The sequence below is a fragment of the Pseudophaeobacter sp. genome (genome assembly GCF_039971195.1).
In the GTDB taxonomy this organism is placed as follows: Bacteria; Pseudomonadota; Alphaproteobacteria; order Rhodobacterales; family Rhodobacteraceae; genus Pseudophaeobacter.
The window spans coordinates 1-24,742 of record NZ_JBDWPJ010000126.1 but is presented as its reverse complement, the minus strand read 5'-3'; the positions used below and the strand labels follow the sequence as shown (position 1 = coordinate 24,742).

The 24,742-nt window shown below is 59.1% G+C and carries 20 protein-coding genes and 1 pseudogene; 8 read left to right on the top strand and 13 right to left on the bottom strand.

All coding sequences use genetic code 11. The annotated features are described in order from the left end of the window. The 3 genes from ABJP42_RS11170 to cysQ all read right to left on the bottom strand — a co-directional run. Positions 1 to 204, bottom strand: a 204-nt coding sequence (locus tag ABJP42_RS11170) for a sugar phosphate nucleotidyltransferase (RefSeq protein ID WP_348340385.1), incomplete at its 3' end; no start/stop codon positions are given. Positions 205 to 423: 219 nt separating this feature from the next. Next, positions 424 to 1,224 carry a 3-deoxy-manno-octulosonate cytidylyltransferase gene (locus ABJP42_RS11165; protein WP_348340384.1) on the bottom strand — a complete coding sequence of 267 codons (801 nt, stop codon included), beginning with the start codon at positions 1,222 to 1,224 and terminating at the stop codon, positions 424 to 426. Further along, complete coding sequence (cysQ, locus tag ABJP42_RS11160; RefSeq protein WP_348340383.1) at positions 1,224 to 2,021, bottom strand: 3'(2'),5'-bisphosphate nucleotidase CysQ; 798 nt, start codon at positions 2,019 to 2,021, stop codon at positions 1,224 to 1,226. Before cysQ ends, ABJP42_RS11165 begins: the two co-directional genes overlap by 1 nt. 134 nt (positions 2,022 to 2,155) lie before the next feature. Between cysQ and ABJP42_RS11155 the strand changes: the two genes are divergently transcribed. Further along, positions 2,156 to 2,977 (top strand): ABC transporter permease, encoded by an 822-nt coding sequence (locus ABJP42_RS11155; protein WP_348340382.1) that lies wholly within the window; start codon positions 2,156 to 2,158, stop codon positions 2,975 to 2,977. A gap of 18 nt (positions 2,978 to 2,995) precedes the next feature. On the opposite strand, the gene ABJP42_RS11150 is transcribed toward ABJP42_RS11155, so the two are convergent. After that, positions 2,996 to 3,598: an alpha-ketoglutarate-dependent dioxygenase AlkB family protein gene (locus ABJP42_RS11150; RefSeq protein WP_348340387.1), complete on the bottom strand. Its 603-nt coding sequence runs from the start codon at positions 3,596 to 3,598 to the stop codon at positions 2,996 to 2,998. A 210-nt stretch (positions 3,599 to 3,808) separates the two neighbouring features. Between ABJP42_RS11150 and dnaK the strand changes: the two genes are divergently transcribed. From dnaK to radC, 3 genes are all read left to right on the top strand, one after another. Further along, the gene (gene dnaK / locus ABJP42_RS11145) at positions 3,809 to 5,728 is read left to right on the top strand and encodes a molecular chaperone DnaK (RefSeq protein WP_348340381.1); all 1,920 of its coding nucleotides are present in this window, start codon (positions 3,809 to 3,811) and stop codon (positions 5,726 to 5,728) included. A 77-nt stretch (positions 5,729 to 5,805) separates the two neighbouring features. Continuing rightward, a complete protein-coding gene (dnaJ, locus tag ABJP42_RS11140; protein WP_348340380.1) occupies positions 5,806 to 6,963 on the top strand; it encodes a molecular chaperone DnaJ in 1,158 nt (385 codons plus the stop codon). A gap of 192 nt (positions 6,964 to 7,155) precedes the next feature. After that, positions 7,156 to 7,950 carry a RadC family protein gene (gene radC / locus ABJP42_RS11135; protein WP_348340379.1) on the top strand — a complete coding sequence of 265 codons (795 nt, stop codon included), beginning with the start codon at positions 7,156 to 7,158 and terminating at the stop codon, positions 7,948 to 7,950. Positions 7,951 to 8,092: 142 nt separating this feature from the next. On the opposite strand, the gene ABJP42_RS11130 is transcribed toward radC, so the two are convergent. The 3 genes from ABJP42_RS11130 to secA form a co-directional block, all read right to left on the bottom strand. After that, positions 8,093 to 9,649: a phosphate ABC transporter substrate-binding/OmpA family protein gene (locus tag ABJP42_RS11130; RefSeq protein ID WP_348340378.1), complete on the bottom strand. Its 1,557-nt coding sequence runs from the start codon at positions 9,647 to 9,649 to the stop codon at positions 8,093 to 8,095. 24 nt (positions 9,650 to 9,673) lie between these two features. After that, positions 9,674 to 10,645: a hypothetical protein gene (locus tag ABJP42_RS11125; protein ID WP_348340377.1), complete on the bottom strand. Its 972-nt coding sequence runs from the start codon at positions 10,643 to 10,645 to the stop codon at positions 9,674 to 9,676. 283 nt (positions 10,646 to 10,928) lie between these two features. Further along, positions 10,929 to 13,637 carry a preprotein translocase subunit SecA gene (gene secA, locus ABJP42_RS11120; protein WP_348340376.1) on the bottom strand — a complete coding sequence of 903 codons (2,709 nt, stop codon included), beginning with the start codon at positions 13,635 to 13,637 and terminating at the stop codon, positions 10,929 to 10,931. Positions 13,638 to 13,815: 178 nt separating this feature from the next. Here secA and ABJP42_RS11115 point away from each other — a divergent pair, with 178 nt between their 5' ends. Genes ABJP42_RS11115 through mutT form a run of 3 tightly spaced genes read left to right on the top strand, consistent with a single transcriptional unit; the run spans position 13,816 to position 16,290 of the window. Continuing rightward, entirely contained in the window at positions 13,816 to 14,667 is an 852-nt protein-coding gene (locus tag ABJP42_RS11115) for a peptidylprolyl isomerase (RefSeq protein WP_348340375.1), read from the top strand. 1 nt (position 14,668) lies between these two features. Next, entirely contained in the window at positions 14,669 to 15,895 is a 1,227-nt protein-coding gene (gene argJ / locus ABJP42_RS11110; RefSeq protein WP_348340374.1) for a bifunctional glutamate N-acetyltransferase/amino-acid acetyltransferase ArgJ, read from the top strand. Then, a complete protein-coding gene (gene mutT, locus ABJP42_RS11105) occupies positions 15,892 to 16,290 on the top strand; it encodes an 8-oxo-dGTP diphosphatase MutT (protein WP_348340373.1) in 399 nt (132 codons plus the stop codon). The genes argJ and mutT overlap by 4 nt, the downstream gene beginning before the upstream one ends. Before the next feature lie 760 nt (positions 16,291 to 17,050). On the opposite strand, the gene infB is transcribed toward mutT, so the two are convergent. From infB to pip, 6 genes are all read right to left on the bottom strand, one after another. Beyond that, positions 17,051 to 19,552, bottom strand: a complete 2,502-nt coding sequence (gene infB / locus ABJP42_RS11100; protein ID WP_348340372.1) for a translation initiation factor IF-2 — start codon at positions 19,550 to 19,552, stop codon at positions 17,051 to 17,053. Positions 19,553 to 19,560: 8 nt separating this feature from the next. Then, positions 19,561 to 20,181, bottom strand: a complete 621-nt coding sequence (locus tag ABJP42_RS11095) for an RNA-binding protein (protein ID WP_348340371.1) — start codon at positions 20,179 to 20,181, stop codon at positions 19,561 to 19,563. Positions 20,182 to 20,213: 32 nt separating this feature from the next. Then, positions 20,214 to 21,839 (bottom strand): transcription termination factor NusA, encoded by a 1,626-nt coding sequence (gene nusA, locus ABJP42_RS11090; protein WP_348340370.1) that lies wholly within the window; start codon positions 21,837 to 21,839, stop codon positions 20,214 to 20,216. Next, positions 21,839 to 22,429 (bottom strand): ribosome maturation factor RimP, encoded by a 591-nt coding sequence (gene rimP, locus ABJP42_RS11085; RefSeq protein WP_348340369.1) that lies wholly within the window; start codon positions 22,427 to 22,429, stop codon positions 21,839 to 21,841. Before rimP ends, nusA begins: the two co-directional genes overlap by 1 nt. Positions 22,430 to 22,691: 262 nt before the next feature. Then, positions 22,692 to 23,537, bottom strand: coding sequence for an ABC transporter substrate-binding protein (locus ABJP42_RS11080; protein WP_348340368.1), 846 nt, complete (start codon positions 23,535 to 23,537; stop codon positions 22,692 to 22,694). Beyond that, the gene (gene pip / locus ABJP42_RS11075) at positions 23,534 to 24,514 is read right to left on the bottom strand and encodes a prolyl aminopeptidase (protein WP_348340386.1); all 981 of its coding nucleotides are present in this window, start codon (positions 24,512 to 24,514) and stop codon (positions 23,534 to 23,536) included. Before pip ends, ABJP42_RS11080 begins: the two co-directional genes overlap by 4 nt. 50 nt (positions 24,515 to 24,564) lie before the next feature. Between pip and ABJP42_RS11070 the strand changes: the two are divergent. Continuing rightward, positions 24,565 to 24,742 (top strand): annotated as a pseudogene (locus ABJP42_RS11070) (bifunctional 2-polyprenyl-6-hydroxyphenol methylase/3-demethylubiquinol 3-O-methyltransferase UbiG); the annotation flags it as partial.

Below are 24,742 nucleotides of genomic sequence, written 5' to 3'. Positions count from 1 at the left end.
ATAATCCTCCAGCGCGCCCTTGCCGCGCGAGGTGACAAAGATGAATTCCTTGATCCCGGCGGCGCGCGCCTCGTCGATGGCATATTGCACCAAAGGGCGGTCCACCAGGGTCATGATTTCCTTGGGCACCGATTTGGTCGCAGGCAAAAACCGGGTGCCAAGACCGGCAACCGGAAAAATCGCTTTGGTCACTTTTTTACGCATTAATCATCTCACTCAATTTACAGTCGGGCCCGAATATCGTCCCGAAAAACATCTGCCGCACTGGCTCATGTCGAATTTTAGTCTCTTTTCCCACCCTTCAGGCAGGGCTGCGAACTTCATTGCCGCCATTCTAACAAAAGAATATGCCCGCATCATGACAGAGCTCAACTCCGGTGGCTTGATATGGCCAGCATCACCCTCTGGCGAGATACTCGCTGGTTACTTTTCGCCCATCTTGGCCATCATCGCCTCAATACGCGCCACATCTTCAGGATTGTTCAGCTCCCAGAACTCCCGACCACGCGCTTCGACCTCAACACAGAGTATCCTGCGGCTGTTCTCAAGGAAGCGCAGTTGCTCAAGGCCTTCCAGCTGTTCCAGCGGCCCTACCGGCCAGCTCGGGTAATCCGCCAGGGCTTCTGGCCGATAGGCATAGACCCCGACATGGTGAAACACCGGCGTCGGTGCTGCATCCTCAAAACGTTCGGCACAAAAAGGAATGACTTCCTTGGAGAAATACAGCCCGCCGTGATCGCGGCCAAAAACCGCCGTGGTGCCGCCAACCCGGCCCGCGGCACGATCCGCCAGCAGGCTGTTCAGGGTGGCGCCATCACATTGCAGCACCGGTGTCGCCAGGCCCATACCTGGGGCCGCGCGCAGCCCAGAGACCAGATCCTCGATGAACCAATGCGGCGTCAGCGGCGCATCGCCCTGCAAGTTCACCACCACCTCATAGCCGCCGCTCAGCGCCGCATGGGCCTCGGCGCAGCGTTCGGTTCCGTTGGCGCAGCTTTCGGAGGTCATCACCACCTCGGCGCCAAAACCTTCGGCAGCCAGGCGAATGCGATCATCATCTGTAGCCACCACCACACGGTCCACGCCCTGCACGGCGCAGGCCGCGCGCCAGGAGCGTTCGATCAATGTGCGCTTACCCCCCTCCGCACCGGTTAACTCCACCAGTGGCTTACCGGGATAACGCGTGGAGGCGTAGCGGGCGGGAATGACGATCAGAACGGACATCAGGCTTCCTTCAGGGCGACATCAGGGGCGCAGGCAATAAAGAAAGGGTTAGCATAGTCTTCTTTGCCGTAGAGGAGCGGGGAATGATCATCAAAGCGCACCACTTTGCCGCCAGCGCCTGACAGAACCGCATGGCCCGCAGCGGTGTCCCACTCCATGGTGCGACCAACCCGCGGGTAGAGATCTGCCTCGCCAGTGGCCACCAGGCAGAACTTCAGAGAAGAGCCGGCGCTTTTGCTGTCTTTAACGCTGTATTTGTTGATGTAATCCTCGGTGGCCTGATCGCGGTGTGATTTTGACGCCACCACCATCAGCGCCGCATTGTCGCTGTTGGCGACGCGGATCGGACGGGTCTCACCGATCACTGCCGGGTCAAAGGCACCGGTCTCTTCGACGGCAGAGCCATCTGCCAGGGTAAAGAACATCCGGTTCTTGGCCGGCGCATAGACCACGCCACGGGTTGGTGCGCCCTTTTCCACCAGGGCAATATTGACGGTGAAGTCACCGCGTCGGTGGATGAACTCCTTGGTGCCATCCAGCGGATCCACGATCAGGAAGGTATCGCCTTTGATCTTATGCGAGTCAGACTGCTCTTCGGTCACCAGCATAACATCGGGGAAGGCGCTGCGCAGCCCGGCAGAGATCAGCGCATCAGCGGCTTCATCCGCCGCTGTCACCGGGCTGTCGTCGGACTTTACTTTGACTTCAAAATCCTCGGAATTGTAGATGTCCATGATCTTGTTGCCTGCCTCGATCGCCAGACGGCGGATCACCGGAATAAGCTCTTCATAAGTCACACGAACACTCCCACCCCAAAAGGGTTAATTGAAAATTTGTCTGTGCCCCCTTATGCTGGCTTGCAGATGGATCATCAAGAAGTCCATTCGCATATTGGCCAGCTCATTTGGCTCTAGCACGGATCGCAGGCAAAATGTTTCAGGTGCGCACACAAGAGACGTGGTTTACCAGCTTCATCTCCCTATTGGAGGTGGTGTTTCACTCCGTTGTGCGCAGCGTCCGCTCCAAACACAACAATGCGCTGATCGCCCTAGCTATGAACCTCATGCAGGCGGTGATGTTTGTGGCGCTGTTCTACGTGATGTTTGCGGTTCTGGGTCTGCGTGGCTCGGCTATTCGCGGTGATTTCCTGCTCTATGTGATGTCAGGCATTTTCCTGTTTCTGACCCATACCAAAACCGTTGGGGCGGTCGCCGGGGCCGAGGGTCCGGCCAGCCCGATGATGCAGCATGCGCCAATGAACACCATGGTGGCGATTCTCTCAGCGGCGCTTGGCTCGCTCTATATTCAGACAATCTCGCTGTTTTTGATTCTCTTTGGCTATCACGTCGCCTTTACGCCAATAGAGATCGAACAGCCTATTCAGGCCTACGGCATGGTTCTGCTGTCCTGGATCACCGGCGCCGCTGTTGGACTGGTGTTTCTGGTGCTCAAACCCTGGGCACCGGGCTTTGTGGGTATTCTGACAACGATCTATCAACGGGCAAATATGATCGCCTCGGGCAAGATGTTTCTGGCCAATACCCTGCCCAGTTTCATGCTGGCGATGTTTGACTGGAATCCGCTGTTTCACTGTATCGATCAGGCGCGGGGATACATCTTTATCAACTACAATCCACATTACAGCAGCTGGGAATATGCCGCCTGGGTGGCCCTGTCGCTGATCATGATCGGGCTGATGGGCGAATTCTACACCCGACGCCGTGCCTCGATCAGCTGGAACGCCCGCCGCTAACCGCGAGACCGGCGATCTTTATGTAACCACCCGCAGCGTCAGATTGATGCGACCGCCTTTGGGCAGCAGCCGCGAGGACTGGAATCGGATCCGGTCCACCCCGTGATAATTGAGCCGCGCCGCGCCGCCCATCACCACCACGTCGCCAGAGTTGAGCCAGATGGTATCGGTCTTGCCGCCACGCCGGGCCTCGCCCATGCGAAACATGCCGTCATCGCCCAGACTGATGGAAACCACGGGAAAGGAAAAATCCGCCTCGTCCTTGTCCTGATGCAGGCCCATTTTGGCATCCTGGCCATAGTAGTTCAGCAGGCACGAATCAGGCTGCCGCTCCAGCCCGGTAAGATCGCGCCAAATGGCCAATACTGCCTCAGGGATCGCAGGCCAGCCCCGGCCCTTGGGATGGTCCTCGGCATAGCGATAACCGGTTTCATCCGCGAACCAGCCAAAATCCCCGGCCGAGGTCATCCGCACCGACATTTTGCCGCCCCCCGGTATGGTGGGGGAAAACAGCGGCGCCGACCGTAAAATCGGGCGCAGATCCTCGATCAGGGCCCGTTGTCGAGCCTGGTCCAAATAGCCTTTGTGAATCTCAAACCCGCGCAATCGCAGCATGCTCATGGTGATTAGCCCATTGTTAACCATATCCCGTGCAAAAAAGCGCACTGAATCGCATTTCTCGATGCGTTCTGGCGCTTGCAGGGTCATATTTCGCTCCCTATATACGCCGTGACGCAGTGAGGTGCAGACCCTGCTGCAACAAAATCGGGGCCAGGATGCCAAAACGGGTTCGGGCCGCGGGTAATCGCCTTAGTAAGTAAAGGGATCAAAATGAGCAAAGTTATCGGGATTGACCTCGGAACAACCAACTCTTGTATTGCCATCATGGATGGCTCGCAGCCGCGCGTTGTTGAAAACGCCGAAGGCGCACGTACAACACCATCGATTGTCGCCTTCACCGACGAAGAGCGTCTGGTCGGTCAGGCCGCCAAGCGCCAGGCTGTCACCAACCCGGACAACACCGTCTTTGGCGTCAAGCGCCTGATTGGTCGCCGGTTTGACGATGCCGATCTGGCAAAAGACAAAAAGAACCTGCCGTTTGAGCTGATCAGCGGCGGCAATGGCGATGCATGGGTCGAAGCCAAGGGTGAGAAATACTCCCCGTCGCAGATCTCCGCCTTCATCCTCGGCAAGATGAAAGAAACCGCTGAGTCCTACCTCGGCGAAGACGTGACACAGGCCGTGATCACCGTTCCCGCCTATTTTAACGACGCCCAGCGTCAGGCCACCAAAGATGCCGGCAAGATTGCTGGCCTCGAAGTGCTGCGCATCATCAACGAGCCAACAGCCGCTGCCCTGGCCTATGGTCTCGACAAGGAAGAAACCCAGACCATCGCGGTTTATGACCTTGGTGGTGGTACCTTCGACGTGACCATCCTGGAAATCGACGACGGTTTGTTCGAAGTGAAATCGACCAACGGCGACACTTTCCTCGGCGGTGAAGACTTTGACATGCGTATCGTCAACTACCTGGCGGGCGAGTTCAAAAAAGAGCACGGCGTTGATCTGACCAAAGACAAAATGGCCCTGCAGCGTCTGAAAGAAGCCGCTGAAAAAGCCAAGATCGAACTGTCTTCTTCCAGCCAGACAGAAATCAACCAGCCCTTCATCTCGATGGATCCTTCCTCGGGGCAGCCGCTGCACATGGTCATCAAACTGACCCGTGCCAAGCTGGAAAGCCTGGTCAACGACCTGATCAAAGCCTCGATGAAGCCCTGTGCTGCCGCTCTGAAAGACGCCGGCCTGTCGGCCTCCGACATCGACGAAGTCGTTCTGGTTGGTGGTATGACCCGGATGCCAAAAGTGATCGAAGAGGTCACCAAATTCTTTGGCAAAGAGCCCCACAAGGGTGTGAACCCTGACGAAGTGGTTGCCATGGGTGCCGCCATTCAGGCCGGTGTTCTGCAGGGCGACGTCAAAGACGTTGTTCTCCTCGACGTGACCCCGCTGTCCCTGGGCATCGAGACTCTGGGCGGTGTCTTCACTCGCCTGATCGACCGCAACACCACCATCCCGACCAAAAAGTCTCAGGTCTTCTCGACCGCCGAAGACAACCAGTCGGCTGTGACCATCCGGGTTTTCCAGGGTGAGCGCGAAATGGCGGCAGACAACAAGATGCTGGGCCAGTTCAACCTCGAAGAGATCCCACCTGCGCCCCGTGGCCTGCCTCAGATCGAAGTCACCTTTGACATCGACGCCAACGGCATTGTTTCGGTTTCGGCCAAAGACAAAGGCACCGGCAAAGAGCAGGTCATCACCATTCAGGCCTCTGGTGGTCTGTCCGATGCCGACATCGACCAGATGGTCAAGGACGCCGAGGACAACGCCGAAGCGGATAAGGAACGCCGCGAGCTGATCGAAGCCCGCAACCAGGCCGAAAGCCTGATCCACTCGACCGAAAAGCACGTCGAAGAGCATGGCGACAAAGTGGATCCTTCCACCGTCGAAGCCATCGAACTGGCTCTGGCCGCGCTGCGTGACGATCTCGAGGACGAGGGTGCCTCTGCCGAGAAGATCAAAGCAGGCGTCCAGAACGTCACCGAGGCCTCCATGCGTCTGGGTGAAGCCATCTACAAGGCTGCTCAGGAAGAGGCAGGCGACGAGCCTTCCGCTGCTGACGAAGGTGCCGCACCCGGTGAAGACGACATCGTTGATGCCGAATTCGAAGATCTGGACGGCGACAAGCGCTAAGATCTGAACACTTGGCCGCAACGGGCCGGTCCGACCACGGGCCGGCTCGTTGTCGTTGAGGCAGCAGGGGTATACCGATGTCGAAACGCGATTATTACGAGACTCTCGGAGTGGCCAAAGGCGCCAGCGCCGATGAGATCAAAAAGGGCTTTCGCAAGAAGGCCAAAGAACTGCATCCCGACCGCAATAGCGACAACCCGGATGCAGAAGCACAGTTCAAAGAGGCCAACGAGGCCTATGAAGTCCTGAAGGACGCCGAGAAAAAGGCCGCCTATGACCGCTTTGGTCATGCCGCCTTTGAAAACGGCATGGGCGGCGGTGGCGGCCAGCGTGGCGGGCATCCCGGTGGTGGCGACTTCTCCTCTGCCTTCTCCGATGTCTTTGACGACCTCTTTGGCGATTTCATGGGTGGCCGTGGTCAGGCCGGCGGCGGGCGCCAGCGCGCCTCTCGCGGGGCAGACCTGCGCTACAATCTGCGTGTGTCGCTGGAAGAAGCCTTCGCGGGTCTGCACAAGACCATCAAGGTGCCCACCTCGGTGGCCTGTACCGCCTGTGAGGGCACCGGCGCCGAAGGTGGTGTTGAACCCACCACCTGTCCGACCTGTTCCGGCATGGGCAAAGTGCGCGCGCAGCAGGGTTTCTTTACCGTTGAGCGCACCTGTCCGACCTGTTCGGGCCTAGGCCAGATCATCAAGAACCCCTGTAAGTCCTGCCATGGTCATGGCCGGATCGAAAAGGACCGCTCGCTGTCGGTGAATATCCCGGCAGGCGTCGAGACCGGCACCCGCATTCGCCTCGCTGGCGAAGGCGAGGCAGGCCTGCGCGGTGGCCCTCCTGGGGATCTCTACATCTTTGTCGAGGTCGCACCACATGACCTGTTTGAGCGCGATGGCAATAACCTCTATTGCCGTGTCCCCGTTTCTATGGCCAAGGCCTCTCTTGGCGGTGCCATCGAAGTCCCCACCATCGACGGTGGCCGTGGCCGGGTGCAGATCCCCGAAGGCAGCCAGTCTGGTCGCCAGATGCGTCTGCGCAGCAAGGGCATGCCTGCCCTGCGTGGCGGCGGCGTTGGCGATATGTTCATCGAACTGGCGGTGGAAACACCGGTTAACCTGACAGCGCGGCAAAAAGAAATCCTGCGCGAATTCGAGGATTTGTCGGAAGACAATACCAATCCCGAATCCCGCAGCTTCTTTTCCTCGGTCAAAGGTTTCTGGGACGGCATGAAGGGGTAAGGCGCGTCTTGGAAACGATCCGGTGGATCGATTCCGCGCCGAACGGGCGGAGCCCCAGGCATCTGCCCCGCCCTATGCCCTTCGAACCAAAACATCATCATAAAAGCGCTCTTTTGGGGGCGCTTTTCTTTTGTGGCAGATCCCCGGACCGCCTAGCCTTTTCCCTCTGCACTGGCTTGAGAGGGGCTCTGGATGGCACATGGTAAGTCAGGTGGCACTGGAAGGGTGGGCGGCGCTGACACCCTGCCGCTGTTCCCAAACGAAGCGCTGGCGCAGGAAGTCCCCTCTGCGACCCGGCTAAAACCCGGACGCCTACCCTCCTATATCAAGGATCACCGTATGCGCCTGCGGCAGCGGTTTCGTGAGGGTGGCGCGGCTGCGATGCCGGACTATGAACTGTTGGAACTGGTGCTGTTTCGCGCCCTCCCCCGGCAGGATGTCAAACCCCTGGCGCATCAATTGCTGAAACAGTTTGGCGATTTTGCCCGCGTCATCAGCGCCCGCCCTGAACGGCTGGCCCAGGTCAAAGGTGTGGGCGAGGCGCTGATCACCGATCTCAAGATACTGGAGGCTGCTGCCCAACGCATGGCGCGCGCAAAAGTGATGCAGCGCCAGGTGATCTCCAGCTGGGACGCCTTGCTAGACTACTGCCACACGGTGATGGCCCATCGCAGCCTGGAACATTTCCGGGTGCTGTTTCTGGACCGCAAGAACTGTCTTATCGCGGATGAGGAACAGGCCCGTGGAACGGTGGATCACGTGCCGGTCTACCCGCGCGAGGTGGCAAAACGGGCGCTGGACCTCAATGCCAGCGCCGTCATCCTGGTGCATAATCACCCCTCTGGTGATCCCTCACCCTCGGACAGCGATATCGACATGACCGAAAGGGTCAATCTGGCACTCCAGCCCCTGGGAATCACCCTGCATGACCATCTGATCATCGGCAGCGCTGCCGAGCTCAGCTTTCGTTCCGAAGGTCTGTTGTGATCCGCGGTGCCAAAGACGGTGTGCCACCGCGCCGTGCCAGCGGCGCCGGGCCCAAAGCGCTTTGACTCATCTGTGATGAGGTCAAAAGCTGCGGGAGAGCTGCCTTTTCCAGCTCCGCCAGAGATGTTGCTTGTCCAGGTGGCTACTGCACCCAGACCTCGACCCTGCGGTTGACCTGTCGGCCCCAGTCGCTGTCATCGCAGGCCATGGGCAGCGCCTCGCCAAAGGCCCCCACCTGCAGATCTGACCGCTCCAGACTTACGGTCTCTGCCGCGTCCAGAACCGCCTGCCGCACGCTGGTGGCGCGTTTCAGGGCAATTGACTTGTTGCCCGCCGCTGCCCCGTCGCCATCGGAAAACCCGACGAACCTCAGCACCTTGCCATCATAGAGCCCGGTTTCCAGCGCCCGGGCCAGTTGCTCGATATTGCTGCGCGACTGGGCATCGGGGCGCGAGGAACCCGCCTCAAAGCGAAACGAGGTGGTCAACCGCCGGAACCCGGTCAACTCGCTGACCAGCCGTTGCAGCTCTGCCAGATCCACTTCGGGACCGGCGGCCAGAATGGCATTGCTCAACCGGTCCCCCTGAGCATTCATCGAGATCTTCTCGGGTGCCTGATCCACAAAGCCGGCGCGGCGGATCACGATCTGCGCCCCCGGTCCGCGCACATAGCCAAGGAAATCCCGCGCCACCTTGGGCAGGCGCTGCTGCGGCAGATAAAGGAACATCGGTGCTGTCAGCGGATAGTCTTCGGTCTTGATGCCGCGCCGGTTGGCGCGCAGCGAAAACCCGCAGGCGCCGCTGAGAGTCAGCATCCGCGCCGTACCGGTATTGGAGAAGCTGGTAATGCCAATGGCAAAGGGGTCTGTCGCCACCCGCCGCACCAGGGTTGTGCCGCGCTCATGGTAGCGCAGATCCTGCGACAACTGCGCCCCCGGTGCCACCAGCACCCGATCCTCAAACCCCTGGGTCAACCCAGACCCCTGCACCGGCATATGCAGGGCAATCGGCGCATCCGGCCCGCCCAGGTCCTGCCAATTGCTGATCTCACCCGAGAAGATCGCGGCCAGTTCTGGCAGTGACAACCGCGTCACCGGGTTTTCTGGAGACACCACCGGCACCATGGCATCCAGCGCGACAATCCGGCTGCGGGCCGCCGAGGTCATGTCTCCCATGCCCGCTTCCCGCGCCTGATCCCGTTCCGCGCCGCGAATTTCGCGCTGCGCCATGACAATATCGGCCTCCTGCGCGATCAGATCGGCAAAGCCATCATCGGTGGAGCCCAGCAAGAAGGAGAACCGCGCCACGGCACCGCCTTCAGGGTCCAGCAACAGATATTCAAAATCGCCTCCCGTCAGGGCCTCGCGGCGGGTTTTGAAACCATTGCGCAGGGCAAAGCCTTCGATCAGAGCGGGCAGTAGGACCTCTGCCATATTGGCGGAGCCAGACAGGGTGATTTCAGCGACAAAATCAGACAGGCTGGGACAGCCCGGCCCCTCGCAGCTGACACCGGACCCATCCAGGGTCAGCTCGCCAAATTTGGTTTCAACCCGGTAGAACTCACCGTCAAAACCCAACAGGTTACCAGTAATTTCAACCGCCCCATCCGGCGAAGACAGGGTGACATCCTGTGCCAGCACAGGTTTAAGCGGAACAATGAAAAGGAGTGCGGCGCAGATCGCCGCACGAAAATCGCCCATGAGAAGTCCTGAATTAATCGCAGATCACTTGGCAGCGATTTTCAGGTTTTCTACCAGATTATTCAACACCAGAAAGTCACCCTCGGCGCTGCAATCTGGCATGTTGAGCACCAAATCCCGCGATTGCACCGCGCCGCCCACCGCCCGCAGGCTTTGGGCCGCGATTTCCCGGCCACAGTTGATCGCGGTGATTTCGGCCTCGACGCTGATTTCAATGATCCCAGCGCCCGCTGCGTCTCTGCTGCGCTCAAAGCTGTAGACCTCGGCCAGACGCGGTGCCAGTTGGGACGCATCCCCAAGCTGCAGCAGATGGCCAAGGCCCTGTTTTGCCTCGGCTCCGTGCCAGACATGGCCGTTCTCGCCATATTGAGCGCCAAATTCGCGGGCATGAACCTCAAAGCCGCTATTGCCACGCCATTGCAGCACCACCCGGTCGACCTGCGCCAAATCCAAAACCTCAACCTGCACCACAGCGCCGCCCGCAGGCGCAAGGGTGGCTTCTGCGTCCAACTGATCAGTCTCAACGATAAAAATTGCACTGCTGGACAGGGCCGGAAGGGTCACTTGCAGCTGCCCGTCACCGTCCAGCGTTTCCGTAACCATCATGCCCTGGTGATGCAGGGTCACCCGCTCATGGCTGCGACAGGGCGCCGAGACCTGCAGCGCCACCATGGCACCGGGCTGCGCCGTGCCGCTGGCCTGCAGATCACACCTGGCCAAAGGGTTGGCGCGTTCAGGGCTGGCCAGGTCCTGCGGTTCAGCAGAAGCGTCCGGGGCGGCGGATGTCAGGGTTATTTTCTCAATCGCCAGCGCTGTTGTTCCGACTGGCTCCTGGGGCAGGTCTGGCTGCGCCTGCAGGCTGGCCCCCTCCGAAGCACCACCCGAAACGCCACCCGAAACGCCGGAGCCAAAGGTTGATGGCTGCATCAGAAAACCAATACCCAGGGCACAGGCAACGGTGCCCGCGCTGATCAAAAACATGCGTTTGTTCAGCATCTCAACTCTCCAACACCCAAACTCAAAACGGACCTAAGGCCAGATCATAAAACCGGTCAAAGGAGGCCGGTTTGTGACCCTCAGCTGAAAAGAGTCGGGCATTTATTCACAATTTGACCAAACGGGCCGCCCAATATCAAGCTCGTCTCAACCCGGTTTCAAAGTGATGGCCCTTTGGTTTCAGCGGCGAGGCTAGCCAAAAACAATTAACCCCGGCCAAAGGCCGGGGCTATTTATGAGCAGTTTATGCTGGGGCGAATTGCGCCGCAAAGGGCAAACCAAGCTAGGTCAGGCGACCGTGGCAATGTTTGAACTTTTTTCCAGAGCCACAGGGGCATTTGTCATTGCGCGAAGGATTGCCCCAGGTCGAGGGGTCATTTTCGTCAAACCCAGGCAGAGCCTCTTCGGGATTGCTCGCTGCCGGGGCAGCAGCTGCCTCGCCCAACGCCATCTGCTGCATGGCGGCCTGCCGCGCGGCCATTTCAGCCAGCATATTCTGTTGCTCGTCCTCTGTCATCGGACGCACCCGGCTCAGCTGCAGCGAAACGTCTTCGCGCAGGGAATCCAACATGGTTTCAAACAGCTGGAAGCTCTCGTTCTTATATTCGTTCAGCGGATCACGCTGAGCATAGCCCCGGAAACTCACAACCGAACGCAGATGCTCCAGCGTCAGCAGGTGCTCGCGCCATTTGGCATCGATAGCCTGCAGCAGAACCTGCTTTTCGATGTTGCGCATGCTTTCCGGACCAAAGGCCTCGGTCTTTTCCGCCATCATTTTGTCGGCGGCCTCGGCGAGACGTTCAGACATCTGTTCGTCGTCAACGCCTTCTTCCGCGGCCCATTCGGCAACCGGCGCATCCATGCTGAGTTTTTCCAGTACGGCCTTGTGCAGGCCTTCGACATCCCATTGATCGGCGTAGCTTTTAGGCGGCATATAGGTGTCGATCAGCTCGTCGATCACCTCGTGACGCATATCGCCAACGATCTCCGAGAGATCCTCGGTTGCCATGATTTCACGGCGCTGGCCAAAGATCACCTTCCGCTGATCATTCATCACATCGTCAAATTTGAGCACGTTCTTACGCATGTCAAAGTTGCGGCCTTCGACCTTGGCCTGCGCACGTTCCAGCGATTTGTTCACCCAAGGATGAATGATCGCCTCGCCCTCCTTCATGCCAAGGCTCGACAGAACCTTGTCCAACCGTTCCGAGCCAAAGATCCGCATCAGATCGTCTTCGAGGCTGAGATAGAAGCGGGTACGACCGGGGTCACCCTGACGGCCAGAACGGCCGCGCAGCTGGTTGTCGATCCGACGGCTTTCGTGACGCTCAGAGGCCATCACAAACAGGCCACCGGCCTCCAGCACCTTCTGCTTCTCAGCTTCGTGCTTGGCCTCTTCTTCGCTGCGAAGCGCCACCGGATCGGCTTCCGGGTTGGCCTCGAGCGCTGCCATCACGATCATCTCGACATTGCCGCCGAGCTGAATATCGGTGCCACGACCGGCCATATTAGTGGCGATGGTCACGGCTTCGAACCGGCCGGCATCCGCCACGATCTGCGCTTCCTGCTCGTGGTGGCGGGCGTTCAACACGTTGTGTTTGACGCCTTCCTTGTCCAGCATCAGGCTCAGAAGTTCGGATTTCTCGATCGAGGTGGTGCCCAGCAGAACCGGCTGTCCCTTGGCATTGGCGATCTTTGTTTCATCCACCATGGCCTGGAATTTTTCAGCCACCGTACGGTAGACGCGGTCGTCCTCATCCACCCGCGCGATGGGTTTGTTGGTGGGAACCTCCACCACACCCAGCCCGTAGATCTCAGCAAACTCCTCGGCCTCGGTCAGGGCGGTACCGGTCATACCGGAGAGGTTGTCATAGAGACGGAAATAGTTCTGGAAGGTCACCGAGGCCATGGTGGTGTTTTCCGGCTGGATCTCGACCTCTTCTTTGGCCTCAATCGCCTGGTGCAGCCCTTCCGAGAGACGGCGACCCGCCATCATCCGACCGGTGAATTCGTCAATCAGCACAACCTCACCATCGCGCACGATGTAGTCCTTGTCACGCTGGAACAGCTTATGCGCCCGCAGCGCCTGGTTGACGTGATGCACCACGGTGGTGCTTTCGGGATCATACAGCGAGGCGCCCTCTTCGAGCAGCCCATGTTCGATCAGCTTTTGCTCGAGGAAATCATTGCCCTCTTCGGTAAAGGTCACACCGCGGGTTTTCTCGTCCACTTCAAAATGCTCATCCGCCAGGAAGGGGATCATCTTGTCGATGGAGGTATAGAGCTCGGAGCGATCCTCGGCGGGACCAGAGATAATCAGCGGTGTCCGCGCCTCATCGATCAGGATCGAATCGACCTCATCGACGATGGCAAAATTGTGCTGCAGCTGGAACACCTGGTCCAGGCTAGGCTTCATGTTGTCGCGCAGATAGTCAAAGCCAAGTTCGTTATTGGTGGCATAGGTGACGTCGCTTTTGTAGGCGACCATCTTTTCGCTTTCGGGCTGACCCGACCAGATAACGCCGGTGGTCATACCCAGCGCTTCAAAAACCTTGCTCATCCATTCAGAGTCACGTTTGGCGAGGTATTCGTTCACCGTCACCACATGCACGCCCTTGCCGGTCAGCGCGTTCAGATAGGCCGGGAAGGTCGCCACAAGGGTCTTGCCCTCGCCGGTCTTCATCTCGGAAATGTTACCCTGATGCAGGAAGATCCCGCCCATCAGCTGGGTATCAAAGGCCCGCAACCCCAATGCCCGGCGCGCGGCTTCGCGCACATTGGCAAAGGCCTCCGGCAGCAGAGCGTCCAGCTTTTCGCCGTCCAGCGCCCGTTTGCGCAGCTCTTCGGTCTTCTCTATGAGCCCCTCATCGCTGAGTTTCTCGAACGTCTCTTCCAGCCCATTGATCTGTGCAACCAGTGGCCGTGTCGCCTTGATTTTTCGGTCATTCGGTGTCCCGAAAACCTTTTTGGCGAGTGTTCCGATACCCAGCATGTGTTCTCCAACGATCCTCTTAGTGGCCCATGTGTCAGGCAGGCTTGCCCGTCGCGGTCGCAACCCATAAACAATGGTGGAAACGACGGTCCTGCCTCGGGCCTCTTTGGGATGTAAGGGGCAGGAAAATAAGTGTCAACGCCGCGCCCCTTTGCGGCCCGGGAATAGGAAGAATTCAATGCGTAAAGGTCTCACTTTTTTGCAAGGCACAGCAGTGGCCCTCTTTATGGCTTTGCCCCTGCCTGCATTGGCGGCGCCCCATGCGAATACAGTGATCGCCACCGTCAACGGCGAAGAGATCACTTTGGGTCACATGATCATGGCCCGCGACAGCCTGCCCGAGCAGTACAAACAGCTTCCCGATGACGTGCTGTACAACGCCATTCTGGATCAGCTGGTGCAGCAGACCGCGCTGCAGCAGGAGCTACACGGCAGTGTACCACATTACGTCCAGCTGGCGGTCGACAATGAGAAGCGCGCGCTGATGGCCGCCAATGTCATCGAAGCGGTGATGGAATCCGCCAGCGACGAGGAATCGCTGCGCCAGGCCTATGAGGACAAATACTCGGATGGCGATGGCGGTGATGAATTCAACGCCGCCCATATTCTGGTCGAATCTCTGGAAGAAGCCCAAGAGATCAAATCCGAGCTGGACACTGGGGCAAACTTTTCGATCATGGCCAAGGAACGGTCCACCGGGCCCTCTGGCCCCAATGGCGGTGATCTCGGCTGGTTCGGCAAGGGCCGCATGGTGCCGGAATTCGAACAGGCGGTGCTGGACCTGCGCGCCGGTGAGATCTCTGATCCGGTTGAAACCCAGTTTGGCTGGCACCTGATCCTGCTGAAAGAACGCCGCAAATCCGCCGCGCCCGATTTTGAAGAAGTGCGCGCCACCCTGGTGCAGGAATTGCAGAACGCCGCCGTTGAGGCCCGCGTCAGCGAACTTACTGCTGCCGCCATCATCGATCGCGCTGAAATTGAAGACCTCGACCCGGCGATCCTGCGGGATCTCAACCTGGTGAGGAACTGATATGGGCGACAGCCTGCCGCGCTCTCCGCTGGCGCCTGACGCCTTTCCGCAGCTGCCCCTGATCAAGGGGCTGCGCCTTTGTGCGGGCGCTGCCGGGGTGAAATACCAGGGCCGCAATGATGTGATGCTGGCGGTGATGGATCCCGGCACCACGGTTGCGGGCACCTTTACTCGCTCCAAAACCCGCTCTGCCCCGGTGCGCGATTGCCAGGACAAACTTGGCGGGGATAGTACAGCAGGCACGGCCATTCTGGTGAACTCAGGCAATTCCAACGCCTTTACCGGCCACTTCGGCCAGACCTCGGTTGCCGAAATCACCGCTGCCGTGGCCGGGATCACCGGCCTGCCCGAGGCGCGTGTTTTCACCGCCTCCACTGGTGTCATTGGCGAACCCCTGCCCCATGATCGCATCATCGCCCAGATCGAAGCCTTGAACGCGGGACTGGACGAGACCGCGCTGGAAGAGGCCGCCGAAGCCATCATGACCACCGATACCTTTGCCAAGGGCGCCTCGGCCCAGGTCACCATTGATGGTGAAACGGTGTCGATTGCGGGCATCGCCAAGGGATCGGGCATGATTGCGCCGGATATGGCCACCATGCTGGTCTATATCTTCACCGATGCTCTGGTGCCGCAGGATGTGCTGCAGGCGGAGCTGAGCCGGTTGTGTGACAGCAGTTTCAACTGCATCACCGTCGACAGCGATACCTCCACCTCTGACAGCCTGATGCTCTGCGCCACGGGGGCCTCCGGCCTAGCGGTGCAGGACAGTGATGAGTTCAGCCAGGCGCTGGAAGCGGTGATGCTGGACCTGGCGCATCAGGTGGTGCGCGACGGTGAAGGCGCCACCAAATTTGTCGAGATCCAGATCACTGGCGCGGTTTCAGATACAGAGGCAAAAACCCATGGGCTCGCCATTGCCAACTCACCGCTGGTGAAAACTGCCATCGCTGGCGAAGACCCAAACTGGGGCCGGGTTGTCATGGCCATCGGCAAATCAGGCGCTGAAGCGGATCGCGATCTGCTGTCGATCTCCTTTGGCGATGTTCTGGTAGCGACAAAAGGCTGGGTCTCGCCAGACTACCGTGAAGAAGACGGCGCCGCACAGATGACCCGGGATGAGATCACCATCAAGGTGGATCTGGGCCTGGGAAGCGGCACATGCACGGTCTGGACCTGTGACCTCACCCATCAATATATCACCATCAACGCGGACTACCGGTCATGAAGACGGTTCTGGTCTCCGCCGTCGCGCTGATTGATGTCGAAGGCCGGGTGCTGCTGGCACAGCGCCCCGAAGGCAAATCCATGGCCGGTCTTTGGGAGTTTCCCGGTGGCAAGATTGAGCCCGGCGAAACACCAGAAGCCGCCTTGGTGCGCGAACTCCAAGAAGAACTGGGCATCAACACCTGGTCTTCCTGCTTGGCACCGCTGACCTTTGCCAGCCACAGCTATGAGGATTTCCACCTGCTGATGCCGCTTTTTGCCTGCCGCAAATGGGAGGGCATCCCGCAGGCACGCGAAGGCCAGGTGTTAAAATGGGTCCGCCCCCAGGATCTGCGCAGCTATCCAATGCCTGCGGCTGATATTCCATTGATCCCAATCCTGCGGGATTGGCTCTAGCCTCAGTTCTCTTCGCAAAACGCTCAAAGGGCCTCTGCCAAACCGCAGATGGCCCTTTTTGCAATCCCTCTATTGTGTGGCCTCGCGCCACTCAGATTGAGTTTTGTCAACCAGACTGGGTGGAATCTGCAAATCAGCTGCCAAAATATGCATGTATTTTGTATTTTTTGTTGTGATTTCTCAAAGAATGTCTCCACCGCGAATCGGTGGAAACCTTTTGTTAACTATTTTGACAATAAAAAGGCGTAACAGCAAAAAGACTAAAAACCTCGATTTTCCCAGAAGAGTCCACAACGGCTTCCTGCTCTCCCCGGGCGGTCGAAAAAGGACTCTCGGCAGGCTCATACAGGCAAAACCTTTCGTGCAGTGTTTAGCGCGCTGGCTATTTCAACCCTCGGGGTACCAGAGACCGCGCCACACCACGTAAGACCATCACTCACTCACAGAACAGGGGCAGCCAGTGGCTGCCCCAACTTTGTTCCTGCCCTGAAGTGGCACCAGTTCCCATACTTTTGAGATAGCCCCATACCAATTCACGCGCTGCCAGCCAAAAGCGTGGCTTCCGTTCGGCCCTCTTTCGCAGCAGGATTAAAGGGTAGCAAAGATATCCGCCTGACAAGAGCCTCCCCCCAAAATGGCGAAAGTCTCAGGCGGTTTGAAAGCTACACGATTTCCCTCCTCCGCAGTCCCTTCAGGGGCTGCAAAGAAAAAAGCCCCGGCACAGATGCCGGGGCTTTTTTTACTGCGTGTTTCAAACTGGTTAGTCGAGGTTACGTTCAACTTCCTGACGTTCAAAGATCTCGATGACATCATCCGCGCGGATGTCTTCGTAGTTCTCAAAGGCCATGCCGCATTCCTGGCCGGACTGCACTTCGGCAACCTCGTCCTTGAAACGCTTCAGGGTCTTCAGCGTGCCTTCGTGGATCACCACGTTGTCCCGTAGCAGGCGCACACCGGCAGAGCGACGGGCGACACCTTCGGTCACCAGACAGCCAGCGACCTTGCCGACGTTGGACACCTTGAAGACATCCTTGATCTGCGCGTAGCCGATAAAGGTCTCTTTGATCTCGGCGCTGAGCAGGCCAGAGGCGGCCTTTTTCACGTCGTCGACCAGATCGTAGATCACCGAATAATAGCGGATCTCGACGCCCTTTTGGTTGGCTGTGTTACGCGCCGAGGTATTGGCCCGCACGTTGAAGCCCATGACCGGCGCACCGGAGGCTTCCGCCAGCGCAATATCGGTTTCGGTGATGGCGCCAACACCAGAGTGCAGCACCCGGACGCGGACTTCGTCGTTGCCGATTTTTTCCATCGCCTGAACGATGGCCTCGGCTGAACCCTGCACGTCAGCTTTGACCAGAATGGGCAGCTCAGAGACAGTTTCGTCGTCTTTGGCCTTCTGCATCAGCTGTTCCAGGGTGGTCGCGGCACCAGCGGCGGCGCGTTTGTCCGTGGCAGCCTGGGCGCGGTATTCAGCGATCTCGCGGGCCTGCGCTTCGGTCTCGGTCACGTTCAGCACGTCGCCGGCTTCGGGTGTACCGTTGAGACCCAGAACCTCGACAGGAACCGAAGGACCGGCTTCCTTGACGCGTTCGCCCTTGTCGTTGATCAGCGCACGGACCTTACCGTACTGCTCACCGACAACAAAGATATCGCCCTGGCGCAGGGTACCATTCTGAACCAGAACGGTGGCAACGGGGCCGCGGCCCACATCCAACTGCGCCTCGATCACAGCGCCCTGGGCAGCGCGATCGGGGTTGGCTTTCAGTTCCAGAATTTCGGACTGCAGCGCGATGGCTTCGAGCAGTTGATCCAGACCCTGACCGGTATGGGCAGAGACTTCGACGTCCTGCACTTCACCAGACATGGCTTCGACGATGACTTCGTGCTGCAACAGATCGGTGCGGACCTTCATCGGATCAGCCGCCGGTTTGTCACATTTGTTGATCGCGACGATCATCGGAACTTCGGCTGCCTTGGCATGCGCAATCGCTTCGATGGTCTGTGGCATCACCGCGTCATCCGCCGCAACAACCAGAACCACGATATCCGTCACCTGAGCACCACGCGAACGCATCGAGGTAAAGGCCGCGTGGCCAGGGGTGTCGAGGAAGCTCAGCACGGTGCCGCTCTCGGTGGTGACCTGGTAGGCGCCAATATGCTGGGTAATACCGCCAGCCTCGCCAGCCACAACGCGGGCGTTGCGGATCGCATCAAGGATCGAGGTTTTACCGTGGTCCACGTGGCCCATGATGGTGATCACCGGCGGACGCCCCTGCAGGTCTTCGTCTTTGTCTGTCACTTCGTTGATCACGTCTTCGACGTCAGAGTCAGAAACACGGACAACCTTGTGGCCAAATTCCTCGATGATCAGTTCCGCGGTATCAGCGTCGATGGTCTGGTTCTGCGTAACCATCATGCCCATGTTCATCAGCGATTTTACAACCGCGCCAACACGTTCGGACATCCGGTTTGCCAGCTCAGAAACAAGGATCGCCTCAGGCAGCTGCACTTCGCGCAGAACCTTTTCCCGCTCGACTGTGCCACCCATTGCTTTTTGACGGGCACGCTCTTGCTTACGCTTCATCGAGGCCATGGAGCGGTGACGGTTGCCCGCACCACCAGTGGCCTGACCCAGTGTCAGCTTACCGGAACGACGGTTGTCATCACCAGTTCGGGCCTTGGCGCTGCGGCCACGCTCTTCGCGCTCGCGGTCGGATTTGCGCGGTGTCTGCGCCGGGGCCGGTTTGGAGGCAGGATTGTTGCGCGGTGCAGCAGCTCCAGCGGCTGGCGCAGCGGCCTTGGCAGCAGGCTCCGCAGCGCGTTTCGCGGCTTCCGCTGCTTCACGCTTCTTGCGCTCTTCGTCCTCAGCCTTTTGACGGGCTTTTTCTTCCGCTTCGCGCTGCTCGCGTTCCTTGGCCTCAGCCTCGGCACGGCGACGGGCGCGCTCTTCTTCGCGGGCTTTCTCTTCGGCAGCCCGGTTGGCCGCGTCTTCGGCTTCGCGGGCCTTGGCAGCCTGCAGCGCCTTCAGACGGCGGGCCATTTCTACATCGGTAATCCCGGCAGGCCGACGCGATCCGTCGGTCGCAGGCGCGGCATTGCCGCCCTTGTTGCCACCCGGCTTGGGCACCACAACGCGTTTGCGCTTGGTTTCCACCACGACATTCTTGGTCCGCCCGTGGCTAAAGCTCTGTTTTACGTTCCCAGGCCGGGAACCGCCGCCACGCAGACCCAAGGTCTTTTTGCCGTCACTATCGCTCATAAAGCTCTTTATCCTTCTGTGCGGCCGTTGCCGCCCACCATTTCGCGCAAACCCTGCAACCGTTGCGCTTCGTCTACAACACGTTTGCTGAGTCCACCAGAGGCGAGCGCCGCATGTATCACAGTTTGACGCCCAAATGCCATCCCCAGCTCATCCGCGGTGAGGCATCCGATGAAATTTCCCCGATGCGGGGTACTCAATTTCGATTTGCCGCGCCCTGATCCATCACTTGCCTGAATCAGGACTGTGGCCTGTTCTTTACCTAGCCAATCCTTGACTTTTTCATAGCCGCCAACGGCCTGCCCGGATTTACGGGTCAGACTTAGCAATTCCACCACCCGACGCAGCGTCTGCCGCTCCACCTCATCCGCCAGATCCTCTGGCAAGGAGACCGGCGATTTGAAGCCGCGGGCAAAGAGTTTTTTCTTCACCGCCAGATCCAGCGCCTCGCGGCTGGCGGTCACATAGACCCCGCGTCCCGGCAGTTTGCCGAAGATATCGGGCACCACCTGGCCTTCCGGCCCCATCACAAAGCGAATCAGACCCTGCTTTGGCTGGGTCTCACCGGTTGCAATACATTTGCGTTCCGGCCCATCGTCGTGATTTTTACTGGCGCCACCGCGACCCATGTTCACTCTCTCCTGTTCGGAAATCCGAGGCCTTACGCCCCGGCTTCCTCTTCGTCATCTTCGACGAGCTCTTCTGCACCGTCCTCGGAACTGATCAGATCATCAGGATCCACCCAGCCCAGCATCACCCGTGCGGTCATCACCAGTTCCTGGGCCTCTTCGAGGCTCATGCCAAAGGGCTCCAGAATGCCGTCATCCTTGATCCGCTCACCATTGTCGTTGGTCCAGCCACCGGCCAGCTCCCAGTCGGCGCAGGTTGCAAAATCTTCCAGGGTCAGGATTTCATCCTTGGCCAGGGCCTCGATCATGGGCGGTGTCAGACCGTCAAACTGGATCAGGCTGTCCTCGGCGCCCAGCGCACGGGCGGCATCAATAGCAGCCTTTGCCTTGGCTTCGAGATAATCACGCGCCCGCGCCTGCAGCTCTTCGGCGGTACCTTCGTCAACACCGTCAATGACGGTCAGCTCGTCCAGCTCGACATAAGCAACCTCTTCCAGGTTGGTGAAGCCTTCGGAGACCAGCAGCTGGGCAAAGAATTCGTCCAGATCCAGGGTTTCCATAAACAACCCGGTGCGCGCTTCGAATTCCTTCTGACGGCGGGCCGATTCTTCTTCTTCGGTCATGATGTCGATATCAAGGCCGGTCAGCTGCGAGGCCAGACGCACGTTCTGACCCCGGCGGCCAATCGCCAGGCTCAGCTGCTCTTCGGGCACCACAACTTCGATCTTGCCGGCTTCTTCGTCCAGAACAACCTTGGAGACCTCTGCAGGCTGCAGCGCGTTCACCAGGAAGGTGGGCTGATCATCATTCCATGGAATGATGTCGATCTTTTCGCCCTGCAGTTCATTCACAACAGCCTGAACACGGCTGCCGCGCATACCGACACAGGCACCAACCGGATCGATCGAACCATCGTTGGAGATCACGGCGATCTTGGCGCGCGAACCGGGGTCACGGGCGACGGCTTTGATCTGGATGATACCGTCATAGATTTCCGGCACTTCCATCTTGAACAGTTCGGCCATGAATTCCGGCGCGGTCCGGCTCAGGAAGATCTGCGGACCACGGGGCTCGCGGCGTACGTCTTTGATAAAGCAACGAATACGGTCATTGGGGCGATAGCTCTCGCGGCCGATCTTCTCGTTGCGGCGCAGGATGCCTTCGCCGGCACCTACATCAACGATGACATTGCCGTATTCTTCGCGCTTGACCAGCGCGTTGATGATGGTCCCGGCGCGATCCTGGAATTCTTCGAACTGACGATCCCGCTCTGCTTCGCGCACCCGCTGCAGGATGACCTGCTTGGCGGATTGTGCCGCGATACGGCCCATTTCCACCGGCGGGACTTCTTCGACAAAAGTGTCCCCGACCTTGGGGTCTTCCATATACTGTTTGGCCTGTTCGACGGTGAATTCAGACTGGTAGTTTTCCAGTGCCTCATCCTCAACAACCGAACGCACCCGGGTAAAGGTGGCCTTGCCGGTCTTGCGGTCGATCGACACGCGGATATCCATCTCGCTGCCGTAGCGGCTCTTGGCGGCCCGAGCGAGGCTTTCTTCCATCGCATCAACCACCAGACCGGGGTCGATCATCTTCTCGCGTGCCACAGCTTCGGCAGTTTGCAACAGCTCTAGCTGGTTTGCAGAGGTGATAGCCATTACTTGTTCTCCTCTTCGGACCCTTCGGCCTCGATCTCGTCGAATGCGTCTTCGTTTAATGTGCCGGCAGCTTTGCGCTGACGCAGCATTTCCGTGATCAGATCATCAGTCAGAACCAGCTTGGCATCAGAGAGCCAGTCAAATTTCAGACCAATGGTAACTGTCTTGCCCTGATCTTCGATATTGATCAGAACCTCATCGTCTTCGGTGCCGGCCAGCTCGCCCTTGAACCGGCGACGGCCGCCAACCAGCTCTTCGGTTTCCAGCTTGGCCTCATAGCCTTCGAACATGTCAAAGTCCTTGAGCCGGGTCAGCGGCCGGTCGATACCGGGGCTGGAGACCTCCAGCGTATAAGTATCAAGGATCGGATCCTCGACATCCAGCGTCGCGCTCACCGCGCTGGACACAACAGCGCAGTCATCCACTTCGATACCGCCCTCAGGCTTGTCGGCCATGATCTGCAGCGTGGTGGTTTTGCCGGACATCAGACGAATGCGCACCAGCTCATAGCCGAGATCCTCGATCACCGGGATGAGGATTTCGGCCAGGCGGCGGTCAATCGCGGCTTTGGCAATAAGGTCGTTGGTCATTTAGCTTCCCACAATCGGGTTGGCCACAATCGGGTTGGGCATTGGATTAAGCGTCCCTCAGGACACAAAAAAACGGGCGCGCGGCCCGTTGAACTAATCCGGAGGTGTCTTGAACCAGAGCTCAACACGCCGCTGTTGATGAGCCATATACGCCCCTTAATACGAATCTGCAAGCCTTGTGTTGCGATGGCCTGGGCGGCAACGTCCTTGCCCCAAACAACCTGATGCCTGGATCAAAAAAGGTCAGCCCGACGGGCTGTTGTCAGAGCCGCCACCAGCGTTCGGCAATGCGGCCGTCATCCAGGGCAGATTGCTGCCCCACAACCCGCGGGATGCCCACATCTGGTCGCATGGCCAGGGCCATGTCTTCGGCTGAAGGGTAATACAGAAAATCACCGCGTTTCAGCAGTTCCTTGGGCTGCGGCAGGGCGGCCACATCGACAAACCCGTCGCGCAGCGCCTCGGCCCGAACAGAAGCATCGGGAATAACAATGACATCCAGACTGTTAACCCAGCCCGCCTGACCGTCCTTGTAATGGCCGGCAACCTTGGTGGCGCGGAAATGCCGCCCCTCTTGCGCCCGTTCGACCTGGTAACAGCCACTGCCCACCAGCTGCGCCAGCGGCAGATCCACCGCGCCCTGCGGCGCGATGGCATAGGCAGACCCCGCCAGCAGATAAGGCAGATGCGGATTGGGTTGCGACAGCTGTACCTCTACCTGATGCGTGCCTAGGGCGGTCACCAAAAGGTGATCGATACCCGGCAGCGTAAGACCATTCAGCGAGGCCACGACGTCCTTAGCCTGAAGGGGCTGACCATTATGGAAGATAACATCCGGGCGCAGGTCAAAGCGCCAGACCCGGGCCTGATCCTGGCTATCCCAGCTCTGCGCCAGTTCCGCCCGCAACAGCCCATCCGGCGCCACTTCGGTCAGACAGTCCAGCATGGCCCCTCGGGCCACCAGATCCAACAGACCGCCTTCGCGCGGCAGGGCCAAGCGCAGCGCGCCCCCCGCCCGTGGCGAGGCCGCCAAAGATGTGCCCGTGGCCGCCAGCAAAGCAGCGGCAGCACCAGAGGTAAACAGGGCGCGGCGGTCGATACGGGTCACGGCAAGAGTTCCTCAGCAATGCGGTCCATGGCAAGAACCAGCTCGGCGCTGATTCCCGGTTCAGACAGAGCATGCCCTGCATTGCGCACCATGATCAATTCCGCATTTGGCCACAGCTCGCTGATCTTCCAGGCCGAAACCGGCGGGCAGATCATATCATAGCGCCCCTGCACGATGGTGCCGGGGATATGAGAGATCCGCCCCATATTGGCGAGGATCTGCCCATCAAAATCGAGAAAGCCGCGATTGATGAAATAGTGATTCTCCAGCCGCGAGAAGGCGCGGGCGTAGTCACCGGGGCCTTCGACCGAGGTGCCATTGGAATGGATCGAGGCAAGCGCATTCTCCCAGGCCGACCAGCTGCGGCCCAGGCGGGTTTCTTCGGCCCGGTCGCCTGAGAACAGTCTTTTGTTGTAGGCGGCGATCAGATCACAGCGCTCACCTTCGGGAATGGGGGCCACAAACCGGGCCCAGGGCTCGGGCCAGAACCGACCGGCGCCGCCGCCATAGAACCAATCCAGCTCCGCCGCTGTCATCAGGAAGACGCCCCGCAAAACGAGCTGCAAAACCCGCTCGGGATGGGTCTGGGCATAGATCAGCGACAATGTCGCACCCCAGCTGCCGCCAAAGACCACCCAGGTTTCAATTTGCAGCGTTCGGCGAATCTCTTCCATATCGGAGACCAAATGCCAGGTGGTGTTATCTTCGCAGGAGGCATGCGGCTGGGAACGCCCGCAACCGCGTTGATCAAAAAGGATAATCCGGTAAACCTTGGGGTCGAAATAGCGGCGCATCGCCGGGCTACAACCGCCCCCAGGCCCGCCATGACAGACCACCACCGGGATGCCGCGCGGGTTGCCGGATTGCTCCACATAGATCTTATGACCCTGACCAACTTCGAGCATCCGCTGATCAAAAGTATCAAGCGGAGGGTAAAGATAATGCACTGCGCGCTTTTGATCCGAGAATTTGTCCATTACTGACCTAGATGACTTCATAGCGTACAAAAGAACATACGGAGACAGGAATGCAAGCGCCTCAATCCACAGTCGACCCGGCGGAAATCGCAAAATTCGAAGCAATGGCTGCCGAATGGTGGGATCCCAATGGCAAGTTCAAGCCGCTGCACATGCTGAACCCCTGTCGGCTGGACTATATCACCAGCCAGATTGCCGCCGAATTTGACCGCGACCTGACCCAGCCAG

Excerpts from the sequence above, each read along its gene's own strand:
- ABJP42_RS11115 (WP_348340375.1), top strand. The coding sequence starts at position 13,816 with ATGCGTAAAGGTCTCACTTTTTTGCAAGGCACAGCAGTGGCCCTCTTT.
- radC (WP_348340379.1), top strand. The coding sequence starts at position 7,156 with ATGGCACATGGTAAGTCAGGTGGCACTGGAAGGGTGGGCGGCGCTGAC.
- ABJP42_RS11150 (WP_348340387.1), bottom strand. The coding sequence starts at position 3,598 with ATGAGCATGCTGCGATTGCGCGGGTTTGAGATTCACAAAGGCTATTTG.
- ABJP42_RS11125 (WP_348340377.1), bottom strand. The coding sequence starts at position 10,645 with ATGCTGAACAAACGCATGTTTTTGATCAGCGCGGGCACCGTTGCCTGT.
- mutT (WP_348340373.1), top strand. The coding sequence starts at position 15,892 with ATGAAGACGGTTCTGGTCTCCGCCGTCGCGCTGATTGATGTCGAAGGC.
- dnaK (WP_348340381.1), top strand. The coding sequence starts at position 3,809 with ATGAGCAAAGTTATCGGGATTGACCTCGGAACAACCAACTCTTGTATT.
- infB (WP_348340372.1), bottom strand. The coding sequence starts at position 19,552 with ATGAGCGATAGTGACGGCAAAAAGACCTTGGGTCTGCGTGGCGGCGGT.
- ABJP42_RS11130 (WP_348340378.1), bottom strand. The coding sequence starts at position 9,649 with ATGGGCGATTTTCGTGCGGCGATCTGCGCCGCACTCCTTTTCATTGTT.
- secA (WP_348340376.1), bottom strand. The coding sequence starts at position 13,637 with ATGCTGGGTATCGGAACACTCGCCAAAAAGGTTTTCGGGACACCGAAT.
- ABJP42_RS11155 (WP_348340382.1), top strand. The coding sequence starts at position 2,156 with ATGTTTCAGGTGCGCACACAAGAGACGTGGTTTACCAGCTTCATCTCC.
- nusA (WP_348340370.1), bottom strand. The coding sequence starts at position 21,839 with ATGGCTATCACCTCTGCAAACCAGCTAGAGCTGTTGCAAACTGCCGAA.
- dnaJ (WP_348340380.1), top strand. The coding sequence starts at position 5,806 with ATGTCGAAACGCGATTATTACGAGACTCTCGGAGTGGCCAAAGGCGCC.
- ABJP42_RS11095 (WP_348340371.1), bottom strand. The coding sequence starts at position 20,181 with ATGGGTCGCGGTGGCGCCAGTAAAAATCACGACGATGGGCCGGAACGC.
- pip (WP_348340386.1), bottom strand. The coding sequence starts at position 24,514 with ATGGACAAATTCTCGGATCAAAAGCGCGCAGTGCATTATCTTTACCCT.
- ABJP42_RS11165 (WP_348340384.1), bottom strand. The coding sequence starts at position 1,224 with ATGTCCGTTCTGATCGTCATTCCCGCCCGCTACGCCTCCACGCGTTAT.
- rimP (WP_348340369.1), bottom strand. The coding sequence starts at position 22,429 with ATGACCAACGACCTTATTGCCAAAGCCGCGATTGACCGCCGCCTGGCC.
- argJ (WP_348340374.1), top strand. The coding sequence starts at position 14,669 with ATGGGCGACAGCCTGCCGCGCTCTCCGCTGGCGCCTGACGCCTTTCCG.